The organism is Stenotrophomonas sp. YJH_SMC_110 (genome assembly GCF_059369255.1).
Window position 1 is genome coordinate 258,427 of sequence record NZ_JCAFSM010000001.1, and the last position, 22,318, is coordinate 280,744.

22 protein-coding genes are annotated in these 22,318 nt (G+C 67.2%); 6 read left to right on the forward strand and 16 right to left on the reverse strand.

Annotated elements, in window-relative coordinates:
- Positions 1–26: 26 nt before the first annotated feature.
- The 3 genes from AC5P6H_RS01120 to AC5P6H_RS01130 form a co-directional block, all read right to left on the reverse strand.
- On the reverse strand, positions 27–605 hold the full coding sequence (locus AC5P6H_RS01120; protein ID WP_032956024.1) for an LON peptidase substrate-binding domain-containing protein: 579 nt from the start codon (positions 603–605) through the stop codon (positions 27–29).
- Positions 602–1,966, reverse strand: coding sequence for a UDP-N-acetylmuramate:L-alanyl-gamma-D-glutamyl-meso-diaminopimelate ligase (gene mpl / locus AC5P6H_RS01125; RefSeq protein WP_049440504.1), 1,365 nt, complete (start codon positions 1,964–1,966; stop codon positions 602–604). The genes AC5P6H_RS01120 and mpl overlap by 4 nt, the downstream gene beginning before the upstream one ends.
- Before the next feature lie 331 nt (positions 1,967–2,297).
- Positions 2,298–2,861 (reverse strand): adenylate kinase, encoded by a 564-nt coding sequence (locus AC5P6H_RS01130; RefSeq protein ID WP_032956019.1) that lies wholly within the window; start codon positions 2,859–2,861, stop codon positions 2,298–2,300.
- Positions 2,862–2,997: 136 nt separating this feature from the next.
- On the opposite strand from AC5P6H_RS01130, the gene AC5P6H_RS01135 reads away from it, so the two are divergent.
- Entirely contained in the window at positions 2,998–4,254 is a 1,257-nt protein-coding gene (locus AC5P6H_RS01135; protein WP_134809255.1) for a 6-phosphofructokinase, read from the forward strand.
- 117 nt (positions 4,255–4,371) lie between these two features.
- A complete protein-coding gene (locus AC5P6H_RS01140; protein WP_014648313.1) occupies positions 4,372–4,761 on the forward strand; it encodes a DUF488 domain-containing protein in 390 nt (129 codons plus the stop codon).
- Between the two features lie 74 nt (positions 4,762–4,835).
- Here AC5P6H_RS01140 and AC5P6H_RS01145 read toward each other — a convergent pair whose 3' ends face one another.
- Positions 4,836–5,339 (reverse strand): hypothetical protein, encoded by a 504-nt coding sequence (locus tag AC5P6H_RS01145; RefSeq protein WP_227864230.1) that lies wholly within the window; start codon positions 5,337–5,339, stop codon positions 4,836–4,838.
- Positions 5,340–5,694: 355 nt separating this feature from the next.
- Here AC5P6H_RS01145 and AC5P6H_RS01150 point away from each other — a divergent pair, with 355 nt between their 5' ends.
- Positions 5,695–7,722 (forward strand): sodium-translocating pyrophosphatase, encoded by a 2,028-nt coding sequence (locus AC5P6H_RS01150; RefSeq protein WP_495202241.1) that lies wholly within the window; start codon positions 5,695–5,697, stop codon positions 7,720–7,722.
- A 78-nt stretch (positions 7,723–7,800) separates the two neighbouring features.
- Here the strand turns inward: AC5P6H_RS01150 and AC5P6H_RS01155 are convergent, their stop codons facing one another.
- The 5 genes from AC5P6H_RS01155 to AC5P6H_RS01175 are packed head-to-tail and all read right to left on the reverse strand — an operon-like array spanning position 7,801 to position 10,756.
- Entirely contained in the window at positions 7,801–8,523 is a 723-nt protein-coding gene (locus AC5P6H_RS01155) for an energy transducer TonB (protein WP_495202242.1), read from the reverse strand.
- On the reverse strand, positions 8,520–8,945 hold the full coding sequence (gene exbD, locus AC5P6H_RS01160; RefSeq protein ID WP_053495202.1) for a TonB system transport protein ExbD: 426 nt from the start codon (positions 8,943–8,945) through the stop codon (positions 8,520–8,522). The genes AC5P6H_RS01155 and exbD overlap by 4 nt, the downstream gene beginning before the upstream one ends.
- A 9-nt stretch (positions 8,946–8,954) precedes the next feature.
- Positions 8,955–9,683, reverse strand: coding sequence for a tonB-system energizer ExbB (gene exbB / locus AC5P6H_RS01165; protein ID WP_014648318.1), 729 nt, complete (start codon positions 9,681–9,683; stop codon positions 8,955–8,957).
- Entirely contained in the window at positions 9,670–10,137 is a 468-nt protein-coding gene (locus tag AC5P6H_RS01170) for a YbaN family protein (protein WP_169412120.1), read from the reverse strand. Before AC5P6H_RS01170 ends, exbB begins: the two co-directional genes overlap by 14 nt.
- Positions 10,138–10,168: 31 nt before the next feature.
- Positions 10,169–10,756, reverse strand: a complete 588-nt coding sequence (locus AC5P6H_RS01175) for a biliverdin-producing heme oxygenase (protein WP_075076023.1) — start codon at positions 10,754–10,756, stop codon at positions 10,169–10,171.
- 105 nt (positions 10,757–10,861) lie between these two features.
- Between AC5P6H_RS01175 and AC5P6H_RS01180 the strand changes: the two genes are divergently transcribed.
- Positions 10,862–11,119 (forward strand): DUF2789 domain-containing protein, encoded by a 258-nt coding sequence (locus AC5P6H_RS01180; protein ID WP_053495205.1) that lies wholly within the window; start codon positions 10,862–10,864, stop codon positions 11,117–11,119.
- A 115-nt stretch (positions 11,120–11,234) separates the two neighbouring features.
- Here AC5P6H_RS01180 and AC5P6H_RS01185 read toward each other — a convergent pair whose 3' ends face one another.
- From AC5P6H_RS01185 to AC5P6H_RS01205, 5 genes are all read right to left on the reverse strand, one after another.
- Positions 11,235–14,153, reverse strand: coding sequence for a TonB-dependent receptor (locus AC5P6H_RS01185; RefSeq protein WP_495202243.1), 2,919 nt, complete (start codon positions 14,151–14,153; stop codon positions 11,235–11,237).
- A 256-nt stretch (positions 14,154–14,409) separates the two neighbouring features.
- Positions 14,410–15,345: a FecR family protein gene (locus tag AC5P6H_RS01190; RefSeq protein WP_495202244.1), complete on the reverse strand. Its 936-nt coding sequence runs from the start codon at positions 15,343–15,345 to the stop codon at positions 14,410–14,412.
- Positions 15,346–15,450: 105 nt separating this feature from the next.
- Complete coding sequence (locus AC5P6H_RS01195; protein WP_495202245.1) at positions 15,451–15,951, reverse strand: RNA polymerase sigma factor; 501 nt, start codon at positions 15,949–15,951, stop codon at positions 15,451–15,453.
- Positions 15,952–16,039: 88 nt separating this feature from the next.
- Positions 16,040–16,513, reverse strand: a complete 474-nt coding sequence (locus tag AC5P6H_RS01200; protein ID WP_227864224.1) for a hypothetical protein — start codon at positions 16,511–16,513, stop codon at positions 16,040–16,042.
- Positions 16,513–17,004: a hypothetical protein gene (locus tag AC5P6H_RS01205; protein WP_126411341.1), complete on the reverse strand. Its 492-nt coding sequence runs from the start codon at positions 17,002–17,004 to the stop codon at positions 16,513–16,515. The genes AC5P6H_RS01200 and AC5P6H_RS01205 overlap by 1 nt, the downstream gene beginning before the upstream one ends.
- Before the next feature lie 188 nt (positions 17,005–17,192).
- On the opposite strand from AC5P6H_RS01205, the gene ppa reads away from it, so the two are divergent.
- Both ppa and AC5P6H_RS01215 read left to right on the forward strand, forming a co-directional pair.
- The gene (gene ppa / locus AC5P6H_RS01210; protein WP_005410935.1) at positions 17,193–17,729 is read left to right on the forward strand and encodes an inorganic diphosphatase; all 537 of its coding nucleotides are present in this window, start codon (positions 17,193–17,195) and stop codon (positions 17,727–17,729) included.
- A 152-nt stretch (positions 17,730–17,881) separates the two neighbouring features.
- Entirely contained in the window at positions 17,882–19,003 is a 1,122-nt protein-coding gene (locus AC5P6H_RS01215; RefSeq protein WP_014038392.1) for an HDOD domain-containing protein, read from the forward strand.
- A 59-nt stretch (positions 19,004–19,062) separates the two neighbouring features.
- Here AC5P6H_RS01215 and AC5P6H_RS01220 read toward each other — a convergent pair whose 3' ends face one another.
- A complete protein-coding gene (locus AC5P6H_RS01220; protein WP_014648325.1) occupies positions 19,063–19,272 on the reverse strand; it encodes a hypothetical protein in 210 nt (69 codons plus the stop codon).
- Between the two features lie 169 nt (positions 19,273–19,441).
- A complete protein-coding gene (locus tag AC5P6H_RS01225) occupies positions 19,442–22,291 on the reverse strand; it encodes a TonB-dependent receptor plug domain-containing protein (RefSeq protein ID WP_014648326.1) in 2,850 nt (949 codons plus the stop codon).
- Between the last annotated feature and the right edge of the window lie 27 nt (positions 22,292–22,318).

The window sequence follows — 22,318 nt, forward strand, 5'->3', positions numbered from 1 at the left end:
GGTGCACACCCACCCAAGGCAGGCTGCTACGGCATCCAGCCCAGCAACTGCTGCAATCGCTGGTGCGGGTCGTCCATCTGCAGCAGCTGCAGGCGCTGCTGCTCGCTCAGCGGCAACAGCTCGGCCAGCCGCCAGCCGACCCAGCTGGCCTGGTCCAGCAACGCCGGGTTGGACGGCGCATAGGCCTCGCCGGCCTGTTCGATGATGTGCCCCAGCACCGTGGCCAGCAGCGCGTGCTGTGGTCGCAGTTCGTCGTCCGGGTCTTCCTCGCACCAGCGCACGTCGGCCACCACCAGGCCGTTGTCGCGCACGCGGGTACGCTCCACATGGAAACGGCGGGTGCCGCGCAGGCGCAGCTGCAGCACGCCATCGGCGCCGACATCGAAGTCTTCGATGCGCACCTGCACGCCGTAGGCCGCTGGCGTCGCCGGTGCGCCGACTTCCTCGCCATCGAGGATCAGGCAGACACCGAACCCCTCACCACTGCGGCCGCTGTCGCGGACCAGGTCCAGATAGCGGCGCTCGAAAACACGCAGGCCCACCGCCGCACCCGGCACCAGCGTGGTGTGCAGCGGAAACAGCGGCAGCGGGCTGTCGACGCTCATCGGGCCTGCAACGCGGCGAGGAAGCGGCGCGGGGCGCCGTCGAAGCCACCGTTGGACATGAACACCACGTGGTCGCCACTGCGCACGCTGGACTGCAGCTGCGCCAGCAATGCGTCGGTATCCGGCACCGCGTGGGCGTCACCACGTACCGCAGCGATCACCGCAGCGGCATCCCAGGCCAGTTCCGGGCGATGCAGGAACACCACTTCATCAGCCAGCGCCAGCGACGGTGCCAGTGCCTGCGCATGTGCGCCCAACCGCATCGAGTTGCTGCGCGGTTCCATCGCAACCACGATGCGCGCATCGCCGACCCTGGCACGCAGGCCCTCCAGCGTGGTGGCGATCGCGGTGGGGTGATGGGCGAAATCGTCGTAGACGGTGATGCCGCCATGGCTGCCGATCACTTCCATGCGGCGCTTGACGCTGCGGAAGCGCGCCAGCGCCGGGATCACCGTGGCCGGCGCCACGCCCACTGCATGCGCAGCGGCCAGCGCGGCCAGCCCGTTGAGCACGTTGTGGCGGCCCAGCAGCGACCACTGCACGTCGCCCAGCGCCTGCCCACGATGGTGCACGCGGAACGCGCTGCCATCGGCGGCCAGCAGCTCGGCATGCCACTCCAGCGACGGATCGAAACCAAACCGCTCGACCGGGGTCCAGCAGCCCATCGCCAGCACTTCGGCCAGGTGCTGATCCTCGCCGTTGACGATCAGCCGCCCACGTGCGGGCACGGTACGCACCAGGTGGTGGAACTGGCGCTGGATCGCCGCCACGTCCGGGAAGATGTCGGCGTGGTCGTATTCAAGATTGTTGAGGATGGCCACCAGCGGCCGGTAGTGCACGAACTTGCTGCGCTTGTCGAAGAAGGCCGTGTCGTACTCATCGGCTTCGACCACGAACTCGCGGCCCTGGCCCAGGCGCGCGGAGACTCCGAAATCCTCGGCGACGCCGCCGATCAGGAAGCCGGGCGAGCGCCCTGCACTTTCCAGCAGCCAGGTGAGGATGGTGGTGGTGGTGGTCTTGCCATGGGTACCGGCCACGGCCAGCGTGTCGCGGCCCGGCAGCACCTGCTCGGACAGCCACTGCGCGCCGGATATATAGCGCTGGCCGGCATCGAGCACGGCTTCCACGGCGGCATTGCCGCGCGACAGCGCGTTGCCGATCACCACCTCGTCGGTGCCGGCCGGCACGCTGTCGGCACGGTAGCCCTGGTCCAGGGTGATGCCCAGCTGTTCGAGCTGGGTCGACATCGGCGGGTAGATGGCCTGGTCGCTGCCGCTGACGGAATGCCCGAGTTCCCGCGCCAGGGCGGCCACGCCGCCCATGAAGGTGCCGGCAATTGCAAGGATATGTACGCTGCTCATGACCGAGGATTGTGACCGATGACGGCTGTATAGGGCCAATGTCCGCTATCGGGTAAGACAACCCCTACACGGGATGTGAGAAAACTCCAATCAGCTGTCAGGGAATTCCCGATAGCGATGTTCTGTGAACCCGGACACAATTCGAACTGCCAGCCGCAGTACCCGAACCGGTCCTACTCCCCAAGAGGCCATCCCCAAGGGAGCTCATGCTGCGGGGCCCTGAGCAAGCCCTTCGCTGGCGCCTGTCAAACGACACAGGCCTGATCCTCGCGGACCAGGCCTGTGTTTTTTTGCGCCCGGGGAGCCGGCAATTCGCGCCGGCCCGGCCGGATCAGGCCTTGATCGCCGCCAGGATGCGGGCTTCGATCTCGTCCAGCTCACCGACGCCATCGACGCGGGCCAGGGTGCCACGGCCGGCGTAGAAATCGACCACCGGGGCGGTCTGCTCGTTGTAGACCTGCAGGCGCTGGCGCACCGCTTCCGGATTGTCATCGGCGCGGCCCTGCTCCTTGGCACGACCGGCGATGCGATCCACCAGCAGCTCGGTGGCCACGTCCAGCTGCACCACGGCGTCCAGCGGCTGGCCGATCTTGGCCAGCAGGCCGTCCATCGCATTGGCCTGGGCCACGTTGCGCGGGTAGCCATCGAGGATGAAGCCCTTGGCGACATCAGCCTGGGTCAGGCGCGACTCCAGCATGCCCAGCAGGATGTCGTCCGACACCAGGTTGCCGGCATCCATCACCGTCTTGGCCTGCTTGCCCAGCTCGGTGCCGGCGGCGATTTCCGCGCGCAGCATGTCACCGGTCGAAATGTGGGCGATGCCCAGCTTTTCCTTCAGGCGCGTCGCCTGTGTCCCCTTGCCCGAACCGGGCGGTCCCAACAGAACCAATCGCATTGACCTGACTCCAACGTGTTGAAAACAAAGAAGGTTCGCGTCCCGGACGGTCCGGTATCGCTGCACCGCAATAGCGCCACTTTACCGCATCCGGGTAATGTCCCTGCAATGTCCCCTCCCCCGAGCAGGTAGAAGCATGCGCAACGGTACTCTCCTTTATGCCCAGTCCGGCGGTGTCACCGCCGTCATCAACGCCACGGCGGCGGCGGTGATCGAGCAGGCGCGGGCCAAGGGCATCAAGGTCCTGGCCGCCCGCAACGGCATCCTCGGCGCCCTGCGCGAGGAGCTGATCGACACCAGCAAGGAGAGTGCCGCGGCCATCCGCGCGCTGGCCCATACCCCGGGCGGTGCCTTCGGCTCGTGCCGGGTCAAGCTGAAATCGCTGGACGCCGACCGCGCCCGCTACGACCGCCTGCTGGAGGTGCTGCGCGCGCACGACGTGCGCTGGTTCCTCTACAACGGCGGCAACGACTCCGCCGATACCGCGCTGAAGGTCTCGCAGCTGGCCAAGGCCTCCGGCTACGACCTGACCTGCATTGGCGTGCCCAAGACCATCGACAACGATCTGGCGGTGACCGACACCTGCCCCGGCTTCGGCTCGGCGGCCAAGTACACCGCCGTCTCGGTGCGCGAGGCGGCGCTGGACGTTGCGGCGATGGCCGAGACCTCCACCCGCGTCTTCATCTACGAGGCGATGGGCCGCCACGCCGGCTGGCTGGCCGCGGCCGCCGGTCTGGCTGGCAACGGTGATGACGACGCACCGCACATCATCCTGCTGCCCGAGCGCGCCTACGACGAGGCTGCATTCCTGGCCAAGGTGAAGGCCGTGGTCGAGCGCGTCGGCTACTGCGTGGTGGTGGCGTCGGAAGGTATCGCGACCGCAGATGGCCGCTTCGTCGCCGACGCAGGCGGCGGCAAGGACTCGTTCGGTCACTCGCAGCTGGGCGGCGTGGCGGCGCACCTTGCTGCACGGGTCAAGGACCAGCTGGGCCTGAAGGTGCACTGGGCGCTGCCCGACTACCTGCAGCGCTCGGCCCGCCACCTGGCCAGCAGGACCGACTGGGAGCAGGCACAGGCGGTCGGCAAGGCCGCCGTGCAGCTGGCACTGAAGGGCCAGAACGGCGTGATGCCGGTGATCGTGCGCAGCAGCGATGCGCCCTATCGCTGGAAGATCGAAGCGGCCCCGCTGTCGAAGATCGCCAACCACGAAAAGAAGATGCCGGCCGGCTTCATCCGCCGCGATGGCTTCGGCATCACCGCCAAGGCGCGCGCCTACCTGTCGCCGCTGATCAAGGGCGAAGCGCCGCTTCCCTATGGCACCGACGGCCTGCCGAAGTACGTGACACTGAAGAACGTGGCGGTGAAGCAGAAGCTGCCGGCCTTCGAGGGCTGACCTGAAAAAGGGGACGGAGGGGATTAAGTCGCATACGCCCCTCTGTCATCTCCAACAGCATCAGCAGTGGGTCGGATACGACTTAATCCCCTCCGTCCCCTTTTCATGGAGGTCATCATGGCACTGCGTGTTGTTCGTCTCGGCAGCCCGCGCCAACCCGGTGAGGGCCTGCGCATCGGCACCGTGCGGCGACCACCGCGCGGCGTGCCCCGCAGCGAATTCGCGAAACGGGACTGGTACGACGTCTGGTTCCCGACTCTGTCACCCAGCGCGGAGCTGGTGAAACAGGCCCATGAGGCGAAGACCGCCGCCGACTGGACTGCGTTCTTCCGCCACTACAAGGCCGAGATGAAAGCGCCCGATGCCGCGCACGCGCTGGACCTGCTGGCCGCGATGTCGCAGCACAGCGACCTCAGCGTGGGCTGCTACTGCGAGGACGAAGCGCATTGCCATCGCAGGGCGTTGCGCGAGCTGCTGGTGGCGCGCGGGGCGACGCTGGCGGAGTGAGATCAGCCGGATGCCGGCCAGCGGCCGGCACTACCACCCGTGGACGACTGCGTGGGCGCAGCGCACGCATCATCTCAATTGCAGGCCTTTCCTTCCATCTGCAGCTGCGCGGCGAACATCGTCACCTGCGGAATCTGGCCGGCTGCCGCCTGCTTCTTGGCCTCTTCCAGATAGATGCGCGACTGGCCCTGCCCATCCAGCTCGACCTTGTTGCTCGACGGCAGGCGCCACACCCGCACCACCGCCTGCTGCGCCGGGCATGCCGCGTTGGGCACGCGGATCACATCGTTGAGCTTCCAGCCCTTGTCGGCACTCGGCTGTGCCTTGGTGTAGTCGACGAAGCGCGCACGTGGCTGGCACTGCTCGCTGGTACGCACGGCGGAGAAGCGGTACGGGGCGGCGGTATCGCCGGTGAACGCACCTTCCAGGCGTGCGCAGGCCTCGGGAATCTGCCGCAGCGTATGCACCGCGCCCACCGCCTGGGGTGCGCCCACGGCACGCTGCAGCTCCGGGGTTTCCGCAGCGAGTGCCGGCACGGCCGGGGCCAGGGCGGCGAGCATCAACAGGGACAGGCGCATGGGGGATCTCCATCGGGACTCCGCGCAGGCTTGCAGAGGCTGGCTTAACGGGGTGCAAAGGCCGGTGGCTCGCAAATCATGCCCTTGCCTGGCGGCGGGTCCGCGCGCATGTCGACGCGTTCATTGGCAGGGCGCCCACGGGTCATGCGGCGCGGCTCCCACGGGCCAGTCGAGCATGGCTCGACTCTACAAAGAGCGGCACGCATACTGCGGGCACCAGGGAATGCTGAACACCGCCATACGTCGGACGACCACCAAGGTCGGTACGGGTTGGTTCCAGGCTGCAGCCCGTCGTCCCCCTCGTGGTGCCGTTCATCGCCACTGGATGCCTACATCCATTCTGCGGAGGGGTCTAATGCTGGAACGTCACGGGCTGTCACTGGCGCTGGGCTGCGCCATTCTCGCGATCCTGTTCGGAATCGTCTCGGCGCGCTGGATCCTGCGCCAACCCACCGGCAATGAGCGCATGGTTGCGATCGCCACCGCGATCCAGGAAGGTGCGCGTGCCTACCTCAACCGTCAGTACCTGACCATCGGCATCGCCGGCGTGGTGCTGTTCGTGCTGGTCGGGGTGTTCCTCAGCTGGTACACCGCGATTGGTTTCGCGGTCGGTGCGGTGCTGTCCGGCGCCGCCGGCTACATCGGCATGAACGTGTCGGTGCGCGCCAACGTGCGCACCGCGGAGGCGGCGCGCCAGGGCATCAGCGCGGCGATGGACGTCGCCTTCCGCGGCGGCGCGATCACCGGCATGCTGGTGGTCGGGCTGGGCCTGCTGGGCGTGGCAGGCTACTACGCACTGCTGCTGCGCATGGGCCTGCCGATGGAGCAGGCGCTGCACGCGCTGGTCGGGCTGGCGTTCGGTTCGTCGCTGATCTCGATCTTCGCGCGGTTGGGCGGCGGCATCTTCACCAAAGGAGCCGACGTCGGCGCCGACCTGGTCGGCAAGGTCGAAGCCGGTATTCCCGAAGATGATCCGCGCAACCCGGCGGTGATCGCCGACAACGTCGGTGACAACGTCGGTGACTGCGCCGGCATGGCCGCCGACCTGTTCGAGACCTACGCGGTGACCGTGATCGCCACCATGCTGCTGGGCAGCCTGATGCTGGCCGAGGCCGGCGCCAACGCGGTGCTCTACCCGCTGGTGCTGGGCGGCGTATCGATCATCGCCTCGATCATCGGTGCGCTGTTCGTCAAGGTGAAGCCGGGCGGCTCGATCATGGGTGCGCTGTACAAGGGCGTGATCGTCTCCGGCGTGCTGGCGGCGATTGCGTTCTATCCGATCACCACCAGGCTGATGTCCGACAACGTGCATGGGCCGATGGCGCTGTATGGCTGCGCGTTGATCGGGTTGGTGCTGACCGGGCTGATCGTGTGGATCACCGAGTACTACACCGGCACCCAGTACAAGCCGGTGCAGCACGTGGCGCAGGCCTCGACCACCGGCCATGGCACCAACATCATCGCCGGCCTAGGCATTTCGATGAAGTCCACCGCGCTGCCGGTGGTGGCGGTGTGTGCGGCGATCTGGGGAGCCTTCGCGCTGGGCGGCCTGTACGGCATCGCCATCGCCGCTACTGCGATGCTGTCGATGGCCGGCATGATTGTCGCCCTCGATGCCTACGGCCCGATCACCGACAACGCCGGTGGCATCGCCGAAATGGCCGAGCTGCCCTCGGAGATCCGCGACATCACCGATCCGCTGGATGCAGTGGGCAACACCACCAAGGCAGTGACCAAGGGCTATGCGATCGGATCGGCGGCGCTGGCCGCACTGGTGCTGTTCGCCGACTACACCCACAACCTGCAGGCGGCCAATCCCGGCCAGGAGTTCCGCTTCGATCTCAGCGACCACACGGTGATCATCGGCCTGCTGATCGGCGGCCTGATTCCCTACCTGTTCGGTGCGATGGCGATGGAAGCGGTCGGCCGCGCCGCCGGTGCGGTGGTGGAGGAAGTGCGCCGCCAGTTCCGCGAGATCCCCGGCATCATGCAGGGCACCGGCAAGCCCCAGTACGACAAGGCGGTGGACATGCTGACCCGCTCGGCGATCCGCGAAATGATCGTGCCGTCATTGCTGCCGGTGGCGGTGCCGGTGGTGGTCGGCTTGCTGCTGGGGCCACGCGCGCTGGGCGGCCTGCTGATCGGCACCATCGTGACCGGCCTGTTCGTGGCCATTTCGATGACCACCGGCGGCGGTGCCTGGGACAACGCCAAGAAGTACATCGAGGACGGCCACTTCGGCGGCAAGGGCAGCGAGGCGCACAAGGCCGCGGTGACCGGCGATACCGTCGGTGACCCGTACAAGGACACCGCCGGCCCGGCGATCAATCCGCTAATCAAGATCATCAACATCGTGGCGCTGCTGCTGGTGCCGCTGCTGTAGATCCGCGCCATGGGTGGATGACGGCCTCGATGGGGTCAGAGCCCTTTCCTGCGGAAAGGGATCCGACCCCACCGTCAATCACCGCCCACGCAGGAAGAACGACACCGGCACCATCACTTCCACCGGGTCGTCGGCCATTTCGGCCGGCGGCGCCGGCAGCGGGCTGGCCCGCTGCACGGTGTCCAGCGTCTCCTGGTCGAGCAGCGCGAAGCCACTGCTGCGGCCCAGTTTCAACCCCGAGACCGCGCCATCGCGGGCCACGGCAAAGCGCACGTAGACCACGCCCTGCTGGCGCAGCCGCTCGGCCTGGCGTGGATAGCGCCGGTGCTTCTGCAGGTGCCCGAGCAGGTGTCCTTCCCAGGTCGCCTCGGCACGACTGCGCTCACCCGCCGTGGTCTGCGGCGCGGTGTAGCGTGCGGCAGCGTCGGCGGCCACCTGCGGCGGTGCGCTGGTCTGCGCGACGTTGGCATCGGCGCTGTCCGGCGCGGGCGCTGGTTCCGGCGCTTCTGGCGGAGGCAGCTCACCCTGCGGCTGCACGGGTGCCTTGGGTTGCTCACGCACGGCTGGCGCTGGCGCCTGCTGCCGCTGCTGTTGCTGCTGCAGCGGCCCGGTGGCGACCTCGCGCGGCGGCGCCGGCGGTGCCTGCGCCATCGGCGCCAGCTCCAGCGTCAGCGCTGCCGGGGGAGCCGTTGCAGCCTGCACCGGTGCGCGCGCCACCCACCAGCAGGCCGCGCCGATCAGCAGCGCGTGCACCAGCAGTACGATCGCCAGGCTGGTCGCCCAGCGCCGCAGTCCGCTCATTGCGTGCGCTGCTCCAGGCCGACCAGTGCCACCTTCAGGTAACCGGCCGCACGCAATGCATCCAGCGTGGCCATCAGTTCGCCGTAGGGCACGTGGGTATCGGCGCGCAGGAAGATACGCTGCGCGGTGTCACTGTGGGTGGCCGCCTGCAATGCAGCCGCCAGCCCGTCGCGCGCTACGGCCTGTTCGCCAACGCGAAGCGACAGATCGGCCTGCACGGTCACATACACCGGCGCCTGTTCGGGCGGCGTGGCACTGGCGCTGCTGGCCGGCAGCTGCACCGGCACCGACACGGTCGCCAGCGGTGCGGCCACCATGAAGATGATCAACAGCACCAGCATCACGTCGATGAAGGGCGTGACATTGATCTCGTGCGCTTCTTCGGGGGCATCGTCGCGGTCGGACGCGGTCCTGATCGCCATCGTCGCGCCTCAGTGCACCGCGCGCAGCGGCGCCGCAGCGGCACGCGGGACGGCACGATCAAGATCGCGCGACACCAGCTGCTGCACGGCGGCCGACAGATCGCCGAGCAGCCCCCGCAGGCCGGCCAGCACGCGGCTGAAATGGTTGTAGACCAGCACCGCGGGAATCGCCGCGACCAGGCCGAGCGCTGTCGCCAACAGGGCCTCGGCGATGCCGGGCGCAACCACCGCCAGGCTGGTGGTGTTGCTGTGGGCGATGCCGATGAAACTGTTCATGATCCCCCACACCGTACCGAACAGGCCGACGAACGGCGCCACCGCGCCGATGCTGGCGAGCGCGCCGATACCGCGCCGCTGCACGCGCGCGGTTTCCAGCTCGATGCGTTCCAGGCGCGAGGCGACGCGCTCCTTGATGCCGTCGTGGCTGTCCAGCTCCTGCGACAGGCGCAGTTCGGTGCGTGCAGCGTCCAGCATCGTCAGTGCGGCGCCCTGTTGCAGGGTCGCTTCTTCGCTCTGCGTCGGCAGCTGTGCGGACTGCAGCAACAGCGCGCGTGCCGCACGCAGCTGCCGGGCCTGCCGCGCCAGCTCCCAGCCCTTGGCCAGCAGCACGGTCCAGGTGGCCAGCGACGCCAGTGCCAGCGCGATCATCACGGCCTTCACCACCACGTCGGCGGCCAGGTACATGCCCCACGGGGTCAATGCGGGGGCGGCCACAGGGGCCAGGTCAGCAGGCAGCATCGTCTCGGTTTCCATCAGCATCAGGGGTCGCTGCGCGACGGCGGGTCGCACGCGGATCATTGGCGTCGTCCACTTCCACGACCGGATGGGGCTGCAGCCGCGGCGCGGGTCGGCTGAGCACGTAGCCGGCGCTGACCGCGAAGAACAGGCCCACGCCCAGCAGCAGGCGCCACGACGGGTGCGCTCCCCAGCAGAACAGCGCAAAACCGACGGCCATGCCGGCACTGGCGAATGCCTTGCCCTTGCGCGACACCGCACCCTGCTCACGCCACAGCCGCAGTGACGGGCCGTAGCGCGGATGCGCCAGCAGGCGCCGCTCGAACTTCGGCGAGCTGCGTGCGAAGCAGCCCACGGCGAGGATCAGGAAGATGGTGGTCGGCATCACCGGCAGCAACGCGCCGATCACCCCGAGGCCGACCATCAACCATCCCAGCGCGAACCAGAGCCAACGCATCAGCGCTGCATCCGCAGGCGGGCACCAGGCATCAGGCGAATTCCACTTCGACGTGGCCGTGCACGCTGCGGAACGCGGCGTCGGCCGCATCGATCACCTGCTGCTCCTGCCTGGCACTCAGCGGTACCGCGTCCAGCGCAGCGGTGAACTCGCGCCAGTGGCGCGCCGCGCCATCCGGATGCGCGGCCAGGTGGCGGGCGCCGAAATCACGATCCAGGCCGAGCCTGGCGGCCATCTTGTACAGCACGGTGCCGCCCAGGTTGGACCCTTCGGCCACATACAGCCACCCCAACGCGGCGGGCAGTTCCAGATCGGACGGCAACGCCGCGATGTCGGCCCCGGGCAGCGTCTGCTCCAGATCCTGCAGGTCGCGCGCCACCTGGGCCAGGCGGCGGCGCTCGCCCAGGTCCGGCAGCAGTGCGTCCAGCGCAGGGTTGGCATACAGCGCATCGATGCTGCGATGGAAGCGATACTGCACGCGCAGGAACCGGGCGAAGTTGCTGCGGTCAGCGAAGATGTCACCGGCCATGATGCGCTTGTCCAGGGCGCCATGGCTGTCGCGGGTGGCGGCCTTGAGCCGCAGGCTGCGGCTGTCTTCAGGGGCGATGTGTGCGTTCATGGGGGATGCCAGGGGGTCGTCCTGCTGTAGACGTTCGCCACGGGGCTTTCCCCAAGGCTATGTGCGCCGATAATGGCGCATCCCTTCTTACTGCAGGAACCGACGATGATCACCACCGAACCGCGCATGACCAACCTGTTCCTGCAGCTGGGCCTGGACGCCAGCGCCGAGGGCATCGCCCGCTTCATCCGCGAGCACCAGCTGGCCACCGATGTGGAAGTGGTCGAGGCACCGTACTGGAACGATGCGCAGCGCCAGTTCCTGTCCGAGTCGCTGCAGGCCGATGCGGCATGGACCACCGTGGTGGATGAGCTGAACGAGTCGCTGCACGAGGACGCGGTGAAGGCGGCGACGGGGCAGTAAGCGGGGTATCCCCCGCTGGTGGGGTCAGAGCCCTTTCCGCAGGAAAGGGATCCGGCCCCGCCGCTCATCCTTTCCGGAGGAAAGGGATCCGACCCCAGCGCTCATCCGCGACCGATCAGTACTTCCAGGTCAGCGCCAGCCGCGCGGTGCGGCCCGGTGCCGGCATCACGCCCAGGGCCAGCGGGTCCAGGTAGTAACGATCGGTCAGGTTGTCCACGCCGGCTTCCACCGAGAGCTGGTCGTTGAAGCTCCAGCTGGCGAACAGGTCGACCAGCGTGGTCGGCCGGTACAACTGCTGGATCGCCGACAGGCCCACGTTCCAGTCCTTGTCCAGCTTGCTGATCGGGCCGGCGTTGTGGACCACGCGGGTGCCGAAGGCCAGGCGCTCGTCGAACAGGCGCGAGCCCAGGGTCAGGTTGACCATGTAGCGCGGCGGGTTCTGCGTGTTGGTGTAGGAGCCTTCGAAGCCGCCGTCCACGCAGTCGGGCGTGTTGGCCAGCTCGTCATTCTTCCGCTGAGCACCATAGGCACGGCGTTCGGCGGCAATGTCCGACGCGCAGGTCTTGGCCTTGAAGTAGTAGTGCGCGGACAGATCGGCAAATACCTTGCCGCTGTCATAGCTGGACTGGAACTCCATGCCCGAAACCTTGAACTGGTCGACGTTGCGGATCAGGCCGGCCGACAGCGTGCGGTAGTCACGGGTGATCAGGTCGTCGATGCGGGTATCGAAGTACGCCAGCTTCAGCGCCAGGCGGTCGCCGGCGGTGAACAGGTCGTAGCGGAGGGTGCTGGCACCGATTTCCCAGCTGCGCGCGCGCTCCGGCTTCAACTCGCCCACCGGCTTGGCGGCGGTGAACAGGCCCAGCGTGGTCTCGAACAGGCTCGGCAGCTTGGTGCCTTCGGCGTACTTCACGTAGACCAGGGTGTCTTCGCTGAAGCGGTAGGCCACGCTGGCGGTCGGCGAGAACGCGGTGTCGCGACGGCGGATCGGCTGCGACCAGGTCCAGCTGACCGGCACCTTCAGGTCCTGCGCCTTGCCGGCGTTGTAGAAATTCCAGCCCGCGATGTCCGCCACCGTGCCCTTCTTGTACGGCGAGGCCAGCAGCGATTCCTGGGTGAAGTTGCCGTTGGCATCTGGATACCAGTTCAGCAGCGCGATGCGCTTGGCCCGCCACGACGGCAGCGCCGGGTTGCCATTGAGCAGCTCGGTGTAGCGGTACTGGCCCTGCACCTCATAGGCATCAGGCGTGGCCAGGCGGTTGCGGTCATGCACATCCACGCGGTTCCAGCGGCCACCGGCCAGCAGCTCCCAGTGCTCATCGGGCTGCCACTTCAGCGAGGCCACCGCGCTGTATTCCTTGCGCTCGGCGTTGCGCAGGAAACGGTTGTTGACCAGATCGTCGTGCATGACCGGCCCCGAACTGCCCGGCGCGATGTCTTCGTCGCTGTAGGACAGGCCGTAGTCCAGCGTGAACACGCCGGCCCGGGTGTCGAACTTCGAGGTATTGCTGACATCCAGGCCGAAGCGCTTCTGTCGCAGCGGATTGCGGTAGGCATCCTTGTAGCCGGGGTCGCCACTGAAGCTGGGCGCGTCGTACCACTCGGTGCGGCGGTCGAAGTACCATGGGGTGATGCCGGTCAGGCCGTTGTACATCACGCTGTCGGTGTCGGTGTACGCGGCGTTGACGCGCAGGTCGATCAGCTCGCTGTCCGGATTGAAGCGGTAGCGCAGGCTGTAGCTGTCCATGTCGACGCGGCCCGGATCCCACTGTGGAACGCGGTCACGATCCACGCGGATGATCTGCGAGGCCATGATCTCGCCGGCAGTGCCTTCATAGCGGCGATAGCCGGCTTCCAGCGTCTGCGTGTCGTCGATGCGCCAGGTACCCTTGAGCAGCGCCGACTTCGAGCGCGAAGAGGTATTGAAAACCTCGGTGCGCGGCGGATTCAGCGGCGCCAGCGTGCGCCGATCCTGCGGGAAGTCGTCGTAGCCGTGGCGGCCGGAGAAGTAGTTGCCGTTGTCACGGTAGGCGTAAGCGGCGACCAGATCGAAGCGGTCCCAGTGCCCTGCGGCGGCCACGTTGAAGAACTGGCTGCCGGTGGCGCTGCGATCGGTGCGCGGTGCCGCACTGTAGGACGGCAGGCTGTTGGCACTGCCATTGGCCAGGCCGCCGCGCACGCGCACGCCGACGTCGCGGCCCTCGCGCAGCACGTCACCGATCTTCAACGTCTCCATCTCGACCACGCCGCCGATGCCACCGGACGCGTCGGCCTGCAGGCTCGGGCCCTTGGTGATGGTCAGGCTGGAGATCAGGTCCGGGTCGAGGTAGGTGCGCTGCGACTGGCCGGCGTAGCCACGGTAGGTATCCATGCTGGACTGGCCACCGTCGATGATCACCGGCACGCGGCCCTGGCCCTGGATACCGCGGATGTTGACGTCGAAGCCGTTGCCCACGCGCGGATCACCGGCGGTGACACCGGCCACACCCTTGACGATGTCGCCGTTGGAGGTGCCGCGGAAACGCTCCAGATGCGTGCGATTGAGCGTGGTGGTCGAACCCACGCTGCGATAGCTGTCGAGCAGGCGTGCTTCATCACTGGTCGCGCCGCTCCCGACGCGGTCGCCGGCCACACTCAGCGTGTCGGTGACGATCACACCACTGTCGGCCTGCAACGGCGTTGCCGCTTCCAGGGTGACCGCATCGGCGCTGACCCGGCGCACTGCCAGGCCACTGCCCTGCAGCAGCTGCTGCAGCGCCTCGTTGGCCGACAGGCTGCCGCCGACCGCGCGAGAAGTTACGCCACGTGCCAGCGATGCGGGATAGACCACCTGCACACCGGACTGGCGCATGTAGCTGCGCAGCGCGTCATCCAGCGGTTGCGCCGGAATATCGAAGCGCAGCACGGCCGCGTGGTCGCTGCTGGCGCTCTGCGCCAGTACGGACGGCGCGGCACTGGCCAGGCCGGCGGCGAGCAACGCGATGCACAGGCGGGACCGGCGCAGCACGCGGCCCGGGCGATGGAAGTCGAACATGGGGGAACCTGTCAAGTAATCGGTGCCGCGAACGCGGCGTCATCCGCAACACGGGCGGACACGGCGACGTACGTGGCGGCGGCGGGTACGTTCGCGGAGTAAGACGGATGAAAGCGTGGCAACCCCAAGGGGATTTGCAGTCGAAGCAGGTGCCGACGGTTGCGCGCCCGGTTGCAGTGGTGGGTGCCGACGGTTGCGTGGCTGGTTGCAGTGGTGGGTGCCGACCGTTGGTCGGCACCGGGGCAATGGCGTGGATCTACCGATGGACGATGGCGACGCCGAGCGGCAGCCGGGTCACCTGCAATCCAGCCGTCGCGGCCAGCGCATCCAGCGCCTGTTCCGGGCGGTCGATGCGCAACGCCGCGCTTACCGCCGGCAGCTGCGATAGATCACCACGCACGAAGGTCGGGCCAGCGCGATAGCGCCCCACCCATTGCACCGCGTCAGCGACGCGGGCCTGTTCCAACAGCAGCTCGCCCTGACGCCAGGCGCCGACGCTGTCGGCCGCAACCTCCCCCAATCGCCTCACACCACTGTGTTCACCGTAGGCCGCGCGCTGGCCCTGCTGCAGGTAGGTCCAGCCACCGTCAACCGGGCTGGCCATCCGTACCCTGCCCTGCCCGACCTGGGTTTCCACCTGGTCGTGGCCCCGCGCCACGGTGAAGGCGGTCGAGATGTCCTCGACCACGCCATTGCCGGCGCGCACGCTGAAACGTCGCTGCGCATCCGGACTGACCTCGAACCAGGCACGCCCGCGCAACAGCTCGACCTGGCGGGCGTTCGCATCAAAGTGCACGGCAATCGCACTGTCGGCGTCCAGCACCGCACGGCTGCCATCAGGCAGCAGTACGTTCTGCACCTGGTGCGTGCTGCGGTGATCGGACTGCAGGCGCAGCCACGCCTCCGGCCATGCCACCAGCATCGCCAGCATTGCCGCCGCAGCCATGGCCCAACGCCGTCGACGCGGGCGTCGACCAGCCACGCGGGCCGGCTGCGCTCGCGGCCCGACGCTGCGCCACAGCGCGCGCTCGTGTTCGAAGGCCCTGCGGTGCCCCGGCTGTTGCAGCCAGTGTTCGAACGCCTGCATGCGCGCGTCGCTGATATCGCCCGAGGCCAGCCACGCGATCCAGTCCCGGGCCTGCTCGGCCAGGGCATCGTCATTGGCGGCAGGCAGCATGTTCGGCGGGCTCATCGGCTGGCGGACAGGCGCATTCAAGCGCGGGGCGGAGAAACTGGGCCGCATCCACGGTCCAATGATCAAGACGTTTGCGCGAAGGCCAGCCCCAAGGCGGCGCGATCATCGGCCGCTGCGGGCCCAGGCCAGGCGCTGCAGCGCGGTGCGTACGTGATTCTCCACCGTGGTCACCGATACCCCAAGGCGGCGTGCGATCTCGGCCTGGGTCAGGCCCTGAAGGCGGTTGAGCCGGAAGATGGTGCGGGTCGGCTCCGGCAGATGGCCGGCCGCGTCGAGTACCCGCTGCAGCTCGTCCTGCGCCATGGCCTGCTCTTCGGTCGAGATCACCTCGTCCGGCCCCCACAGGTAGTGATCGGCCAGCAGGCGGTTGCGCCGGGTCGACTCGCGGCCGTGGTCGGTGGCGAGGTTGGCGGCCAATCGATACAGATAGGCGCGTGGGTTGTCGATGGCTTGGCTGTCATCGACCCCACGGACCTTGAACCACACCGCCTGGATCACGTCCTCGGCGCCGTTGTCGCCCCCCAGAATACGTTGCACCCGGCGCAGCAGCGCTGGCCGCTCGCGGATCAGCAGTTCGGTGAGGGAGGCAGCATTGGAGGACATGCGCGGAGCCGGGACGACAGACGGGAGGCGCCGCGCATGCTACTCCGCAAATGCGAATCAGTCACGTTTGCATTGTCGAAAAAAATGGTCACAGGCAATCAGTCAGCCCCTCGTAAACGTGGGTGCTGGTTCCGGGCAGGGTGGCATGCAGGGCTTCATGCCCGGCGCGCTCCCACGCTGCCAGCAGCTCGTCCAAGTGGGTTCCCGCCGCCAGTGGCAGCATGCAGGCATAGCGTCCCTGGTCAACATCGATCTGCCCGGTCTTCTGGACCCAGGTGTAGCTCCCGGCGAACGTCCAGACACAACGGGCCACGACACCGGTGGCCCGCTGCACTGAGCAACGCAAGCGCATCGCCCGCAGGTTGTAATACTGCCCTTCGCAGAAGGTATCCCCACAGATATCGTCAAAGCCGCGCACCAACAGACGTTCGGCCGCCAGGAAGCGCTCGCGCCCGGTCGCCGGATTCGGGTAGTCACGGGCATCGACAAATTGAGGGGTCGCCTGGGCGTTGGCTGCCATCAGCAGCGCGCAGACCAGCCATCGTGCCGGGAAGACGCGCATCACCCCACCCTCCCGGTCTTCCGGAGGCAGTCCGGCAGCGCGTCGAACAGGCCATGGTCAAGTCCAGGCAGGTTCGCCGTCAGGCCATCTGGTGCTTCCAGTGAAGCATGGAAGGCGTCAACAGGTACCCCTGGCCCCAACTCCAACGGACAGACCCAGCGGCCATTGTCGACCTGCACCTCCCCGGTATCGGCCTGCACGGCCAGCTCGCTGGCCACCACCACCCAGGCACAGCGCTGCACCGTTCCGCGATGGGCCAGCACCGCGCAGCGGACCTCCATCACCCGGTAGTTGCTGTACTCACCTTCGCACCAGGTATCGGCACAGAGCCGGTCGAACTCCCTTGCCAGGGCGGCCTGCAGCCCGTAGGCGCGCTCCCAGTTGGCCTCGGGCCGGGGGTAATCGATCAGGTCCACGTGCAGACCGCGGGCGGAGACAGGCAGGGACGCCAGCAACAGCACGACCCCCATGCATCGGGCATACCAGGACATCGGCGGAACTCCTCGGGAATGAGCGTCCAGCCTGCGCCGGCAGACCCTCCTGGCCCATCGGCCAAGGGCGGCGCCCCCCGTCAGGCCTTGCCGCGTCGGCAGGTCGGCCACCCGCCCGCTGCACAGCGCCCGGCAAAGGCATAAAATGGTGAGCTATCCGTCTATATCCCCCCCACCTGGAGCACACCATGGGTCTGGAACTCGTCTCGCCCGGCAAGAACCCGCCGGAAGAAATCAACGTCATCATCGAGATCCCGAAGGACTCGGAGCCGGTGAAGTACGAAGTGGACAAGGAAACCGGCGCGATCTTCGTCGACCGCATCCTCTCCACCCCGATGCGCTACCCGTGCAACTACGGCTACGTGCCGAGCACGCTGTGTGGCGACGGCGATCCGGCCGACGTGCTGGTGGTGCTGCCGCTGCCGCTGGTGCCGGGCTCGGTCGTGCGCTGCCGTCCGGTCGGCGTGCTGAAGATGAGCGATGAGGCGGGCAGCGACGAGAAGATCCTGGCCGTGCCGGTCTCGAAGATCTTCAGCGGCTACGCCCACGTCGAAGACATCGCCCAGGTCTCGAGCCACTGGCTGGAGCGCATCGGCCACTTCTTCGAGCACTACAAGGACCTGGAGAAGGGCAAGTGGGTCAAGCTGGACGGTTGGGGCGGCGCCGCTGAGGCCAAGCAGATCCTGATCGAGGCGCACCAGCGCCATCTCGACAGCAAGGCCTGAGCCTGAACCGGATCGCTCCGGCGGTACCCTGCCGGAGCGATGCGGGTCACGTTTCATGACGACGGCACATCACTCTTGCTGCCGTATTAGGTAAATTGCGTCACTTCACACGTCATCGACATCCATCGTCGAGACAGCCAGGGGAATGTGTCGTGCGTATTCTGCTTGTTGGGGATGCAGCCAGCCTGCCGGCCGAGCTGACCGAATTCATTGCCGATCTTGGGGAAGACTGGCAGCCGTTGACCGCCACCGATGGCCAGGCCGCGATGACCGCGGTGGCCACGCAGGGCGTGGACGCGGTGATCGTCTGCCCGCAATTGCCGGATCTCAATGCCACCACGCTGCTGGGGCAGATCCGGACCTTGCGCCCGGAGACCATCCGCATCGCGCTGGTCGATGCGCAGCATGGCAACCGGCCGCCGCCGGCGCGCCTCATTGGTGTCGCCCACCGCTTCCTGCCGCTGCCGCTGGCGCCGGAAGTGCTGCTGGAGGCACTGACCAGCCTGGAAGAACTGCGCGAAGTGCTGGACAGCCCGCGCCTGCGCGATGCCATCGGCCGTATCGAGAAACTGCCCTCGCCGCCGCACCTGTACCTGAGCCTGACCCAGGCCCTGGAACATGACGACGACGCCGACAGTGCCGATGTCGCCAAGCTGGTCGCCGCCGATCCGGCGATCGCCGCCAAGGTGCTGCAACTGTCGAACTCGGCCTTCTTCAGCCAGGGCCGCACCATTGCCGACCTGCGCACCGCCGTGACCCGGCTGGGCCTGGCCACGCTGCGTGACCTGGTGCTGGCCAGCGAAGTGTTCTCCGCACCGACGCTGTCGGCCGCCGAGCGCAACTCGCTGCAACAGCGCGCACTGCTGGCCTCGCGGCTCGCCGCACGCCTGCTGCCCGAATCCAGTGCCGAACTGGGAGCGACTGCCGCGCTGCTGGCCGACATCGGCCTGCTGCTGCCGGGTGTGCGCAACGAGCGCAGCGAGCCCTCGCTGGCCGGCGACACCCGCCCTGGCCATGCCGAGGCCGGCGCCTACCTGCTGGGCCTGTGGGGCTTGCCGATGCCGATCATCGAAGCGGTGGCCTTCCACCTGCAGCCGCAGCGCGCCAACACCCGCAGCTTCTGGGTGACCGGTGCGGTGCACGTGGCCCTGGCGCTGGTCAATGGCGATCCGGTGGACGAGGACTACCTGCAGCGCGCAGGCGTGCTGAACAAACTGCCGCAATGGCGCGAACACGCCAATGCGCTGATGGGACTGGTGCCCAGCGACGCCTGAGCGCGTTGCATGATGTCCGGATGACAGAGGGCGCACCCACAAGGTGCGCCCTTTCCATGTCAGCGGGTACCGCAGGCGTCCTGCACGCAGCGACGGTACTGCGACTCGCAGATGACCGGTGACTTGCCACTGGCCAGGCACTGCTGGCGGAACTCCTCACAGTAGAGCCCACCGCCGCAGACCCCGAGGCCCTGCGCGAACACTGCGCCCACCAGCGTTGCGTAGATCAATGCAGCGGCGGATGCCTGCCGCAGCAACGTGTTCTTCATATCCCTCTCCACATGCAAGCGTCCGGTAGTGGACCTCCTGACTGTGTTGATTACGACACGACGGGACCGTGACTGCGCTCACCTTCCAACAATTTCCGGAATTCCCCTACAAGAAAAAGGGCGGACCTTGCGGTCCGCCCTCCTTCTGTTGCTACCGCACTTCGATGGATCAGAAGCGCTGGGTGTACTTCATGTACAGGAAGCGACCCACGTCGAAGCCGCCGTAGTAGGCGAACGCCGAGTTCGGAGCCGAGTACTGCAGGGCACCCTTGTGGTCGAACACATTGTTCGCGCCCAGGGCGATGGTCGCATCCCACGGCGCCTTCCAGCTGACCTGCAGGTCGTGGAAGGTGTTGGAACCGGTGTGACGCAGCGGATCGGTCTCACCGTTGGCCATGTGGTTCGGAGCATCGCACCAGCCGTCAGCCAGCGAGATGCAGCTTTCCTTCATGCCCGAGTAGTAGCGCGCGGTGTAGTTCACACCGAAATCGCCGTACTGCCAGTTGACGCCCAGGTTCGAACGCACGCGGAACAGGCCCGGCTCGCTGACGCGGCCGACCATGATGTTGTCGCCCGCGCTGTTCTGGCGCTGCTCGTCGTACTTGGCGGTGTAGCTGGTCTGCCAGTCGATGCTGAACTGACCAATGGCCAGTTCCGGCAGGCGGTACTTGATGCCCAGATCGTAGCCCTGGGTTTCCATCTTGCCGAGGTTGGCGGTGCCGTAGGTGATCGCACTGACGTGGCCGTCAGCCGCACGGGTCACGCTCGAGCAGCGCGAAGCGTTACCCAGCACGTAGCAGTCACGCAGGATGCGGTCGACGCTGTCAGCGATGATCATGTCGCTGATTTCGTACTTGTACCAATCCAGCGACACGTCCAGGCCCTGCACCCAACGCGGGCTCCACACCAGGCCGAAGGTGGTGCTCTTGGAGGTTTCCGGCTTCAGGTTCGGATTGGCACCCGAGATGAACTGGTCACCCGACTGGCACGGCAGGGTCGAACATTCCTTGCCTGCCTGGCCCAGCTGCACGTAGTTGGCCGGCACGCCTGCGCCGGAGCACGCGGCATTGCCTGCAACGCTGCCCGGAGCCTTCACGCCGCACGGATCGATGTAGGACTCGAAGCTCGAGCTCAGGCCACCGTACAGGTCGCTGATGGTCGGAGCGCGGAAGCCCTCGGCGTAGGTGCCGCGGACCAGCAGTTCATCCAGCGGACGCCAGGTCAGGCCGAACTTGCTGTTGGTGGTGCCACCGAAGTTGCTGTAGTCCGAATAACGGCTGGCAACGTTCAGGGTCAGTTCCTTGGCGAAGGCCATGTCGGCCAGCAGCGGCACGTTCAGTTCGAGGTAGACCTCGTTCAGATCGTACTGGCCGCGGGTCGGCTTCTGGCCCAGGCCGGTGGACTGGCCCGACTGTGCGAAGGCGTCCGGCACGTAGCTGCCTTCTTCCTTGCGGTGCTCGACACCCAGGGCGAAGCCCAGGTCGCCGGCCGGCAGGGTCACGATGGCGCCCGACAGGTTGGCGGTGAAGCTGGTGGTCTTGGTGACGCCACGGGTGGTGAAGGTCGGGAACAGGAAGTCCTGCAGCTCCTGGTTCGCCAGCGAGCCCTGACCCTCAACGCCGTACGGCAGCAGCGGGTTCCACGGACGGCAATCGCCCAGGATCGGGTTGGCGGCGGTGCCGCAGCGGGCAACGCCACCGGCATCGATGAACGACGGGCCCAGCGCCTGACGCGCGCCGATCAGGCTCATGTCACCGCGGTTGCTCTTGATCGACTCGTTGCGGTTCCACAGCGCGCCGACATCCCAGTCGAAGGTCTTGCCACCCAGCTCGAAGAAGCCGGTCAGGGTCGGAGCGAAGCGCAGGGTCTTCAGCTGGCTGTCAGTGGTACGCGGCACTTCCCACAGGCGGCGGCGGAAGCTGACGTCCTGGCCAACCGGGTTGAAGGCGCTGTCTGCCGACAGCGGGGTGTTGATCGACTTGGAAGCGGACTGGTACGGATAGCCGGCGATCTGCTGGAACGTCTGGCGCTCGTTGTAGAGCACGTCGGTGTTCAGGCTGATCGAATCGGTGAAGTCGTAGGTGCCGTTGATGTAGACCGACTTGCGCTTCACACCGGTCAGCAGGGTCATCTGCTCGTTCGAGTTGGCGAACTCGTCTTCGGTGATCGCGTGGTAGTCGTTCGGGTTCTTCGGATTGCCACCCGGGTTCAGGGTCTGCCACACCGCGCTCGACTTGCTGCAGTCGTACAGCTTCGGGTTGCACCAGCTGCCGTTCTGGCTGATCGGGCTCCAATCAGCCGAGGTGGAGTTCGGACCCAGCGAGCCGTCACGGCTGTACCAGCGGTCCTTGGCCCACACCGGATCCTGCTTCGAGTACTCGGCCGACAGGGTCAGGCTGCCGCGCTCACCGCGGGCACCGAGGGTCATCGAATAGGTTTCGCTGTCGCCGTCGCCCTTGCCGTACTGGCCGACGTAGACATTGGCTTCGCCGCCGTCGAAGTTCTTGCGGGTGATCACGTTGACCACGCCGGCAATGGCGTCGGAACCGTAGATCGACGAGGCGCCGTCCTTCAGGATCTCGATGCGCTCAACGGCCGACATCGGGATCTGGCTCAGGTCCTGCAGACCCGAGGTCGAAGCGCCCAGGCGCTTGCCGTTCATCAGCACCAGGGTGCGCTCGGCGCCCAGGTTGCGGATGTCGACGTAGTAGCCGCCCACGTTCTCGCCCGAAGCCAGCGACTCCGAACGCGAAATGGCCGGGGAACCGGCCGAGGTCAGGTTGTTCAGCACGTCGGCGACGCTCGAGAAGCCCTGCTTTTCCAGGGATTCGCGGGTCATCGTCAGGATCGGCTGCTGGGTCTCCACCGAGGCGCCGCGGATGCGCGAGCCGGTGACCGAAATGCGGTCCAGGTCGGTGGTGCCCTTTGCTTCCTGAGCCGAAGCAAAGGCCGGCGCCAGCGCCAGCGCAATGCCGGCCGGCAGCAAGCCGAACCGCACTGCGGGATTACGAACGTTCATCTATCTCTCCAAGGTACGTGTTAGCAG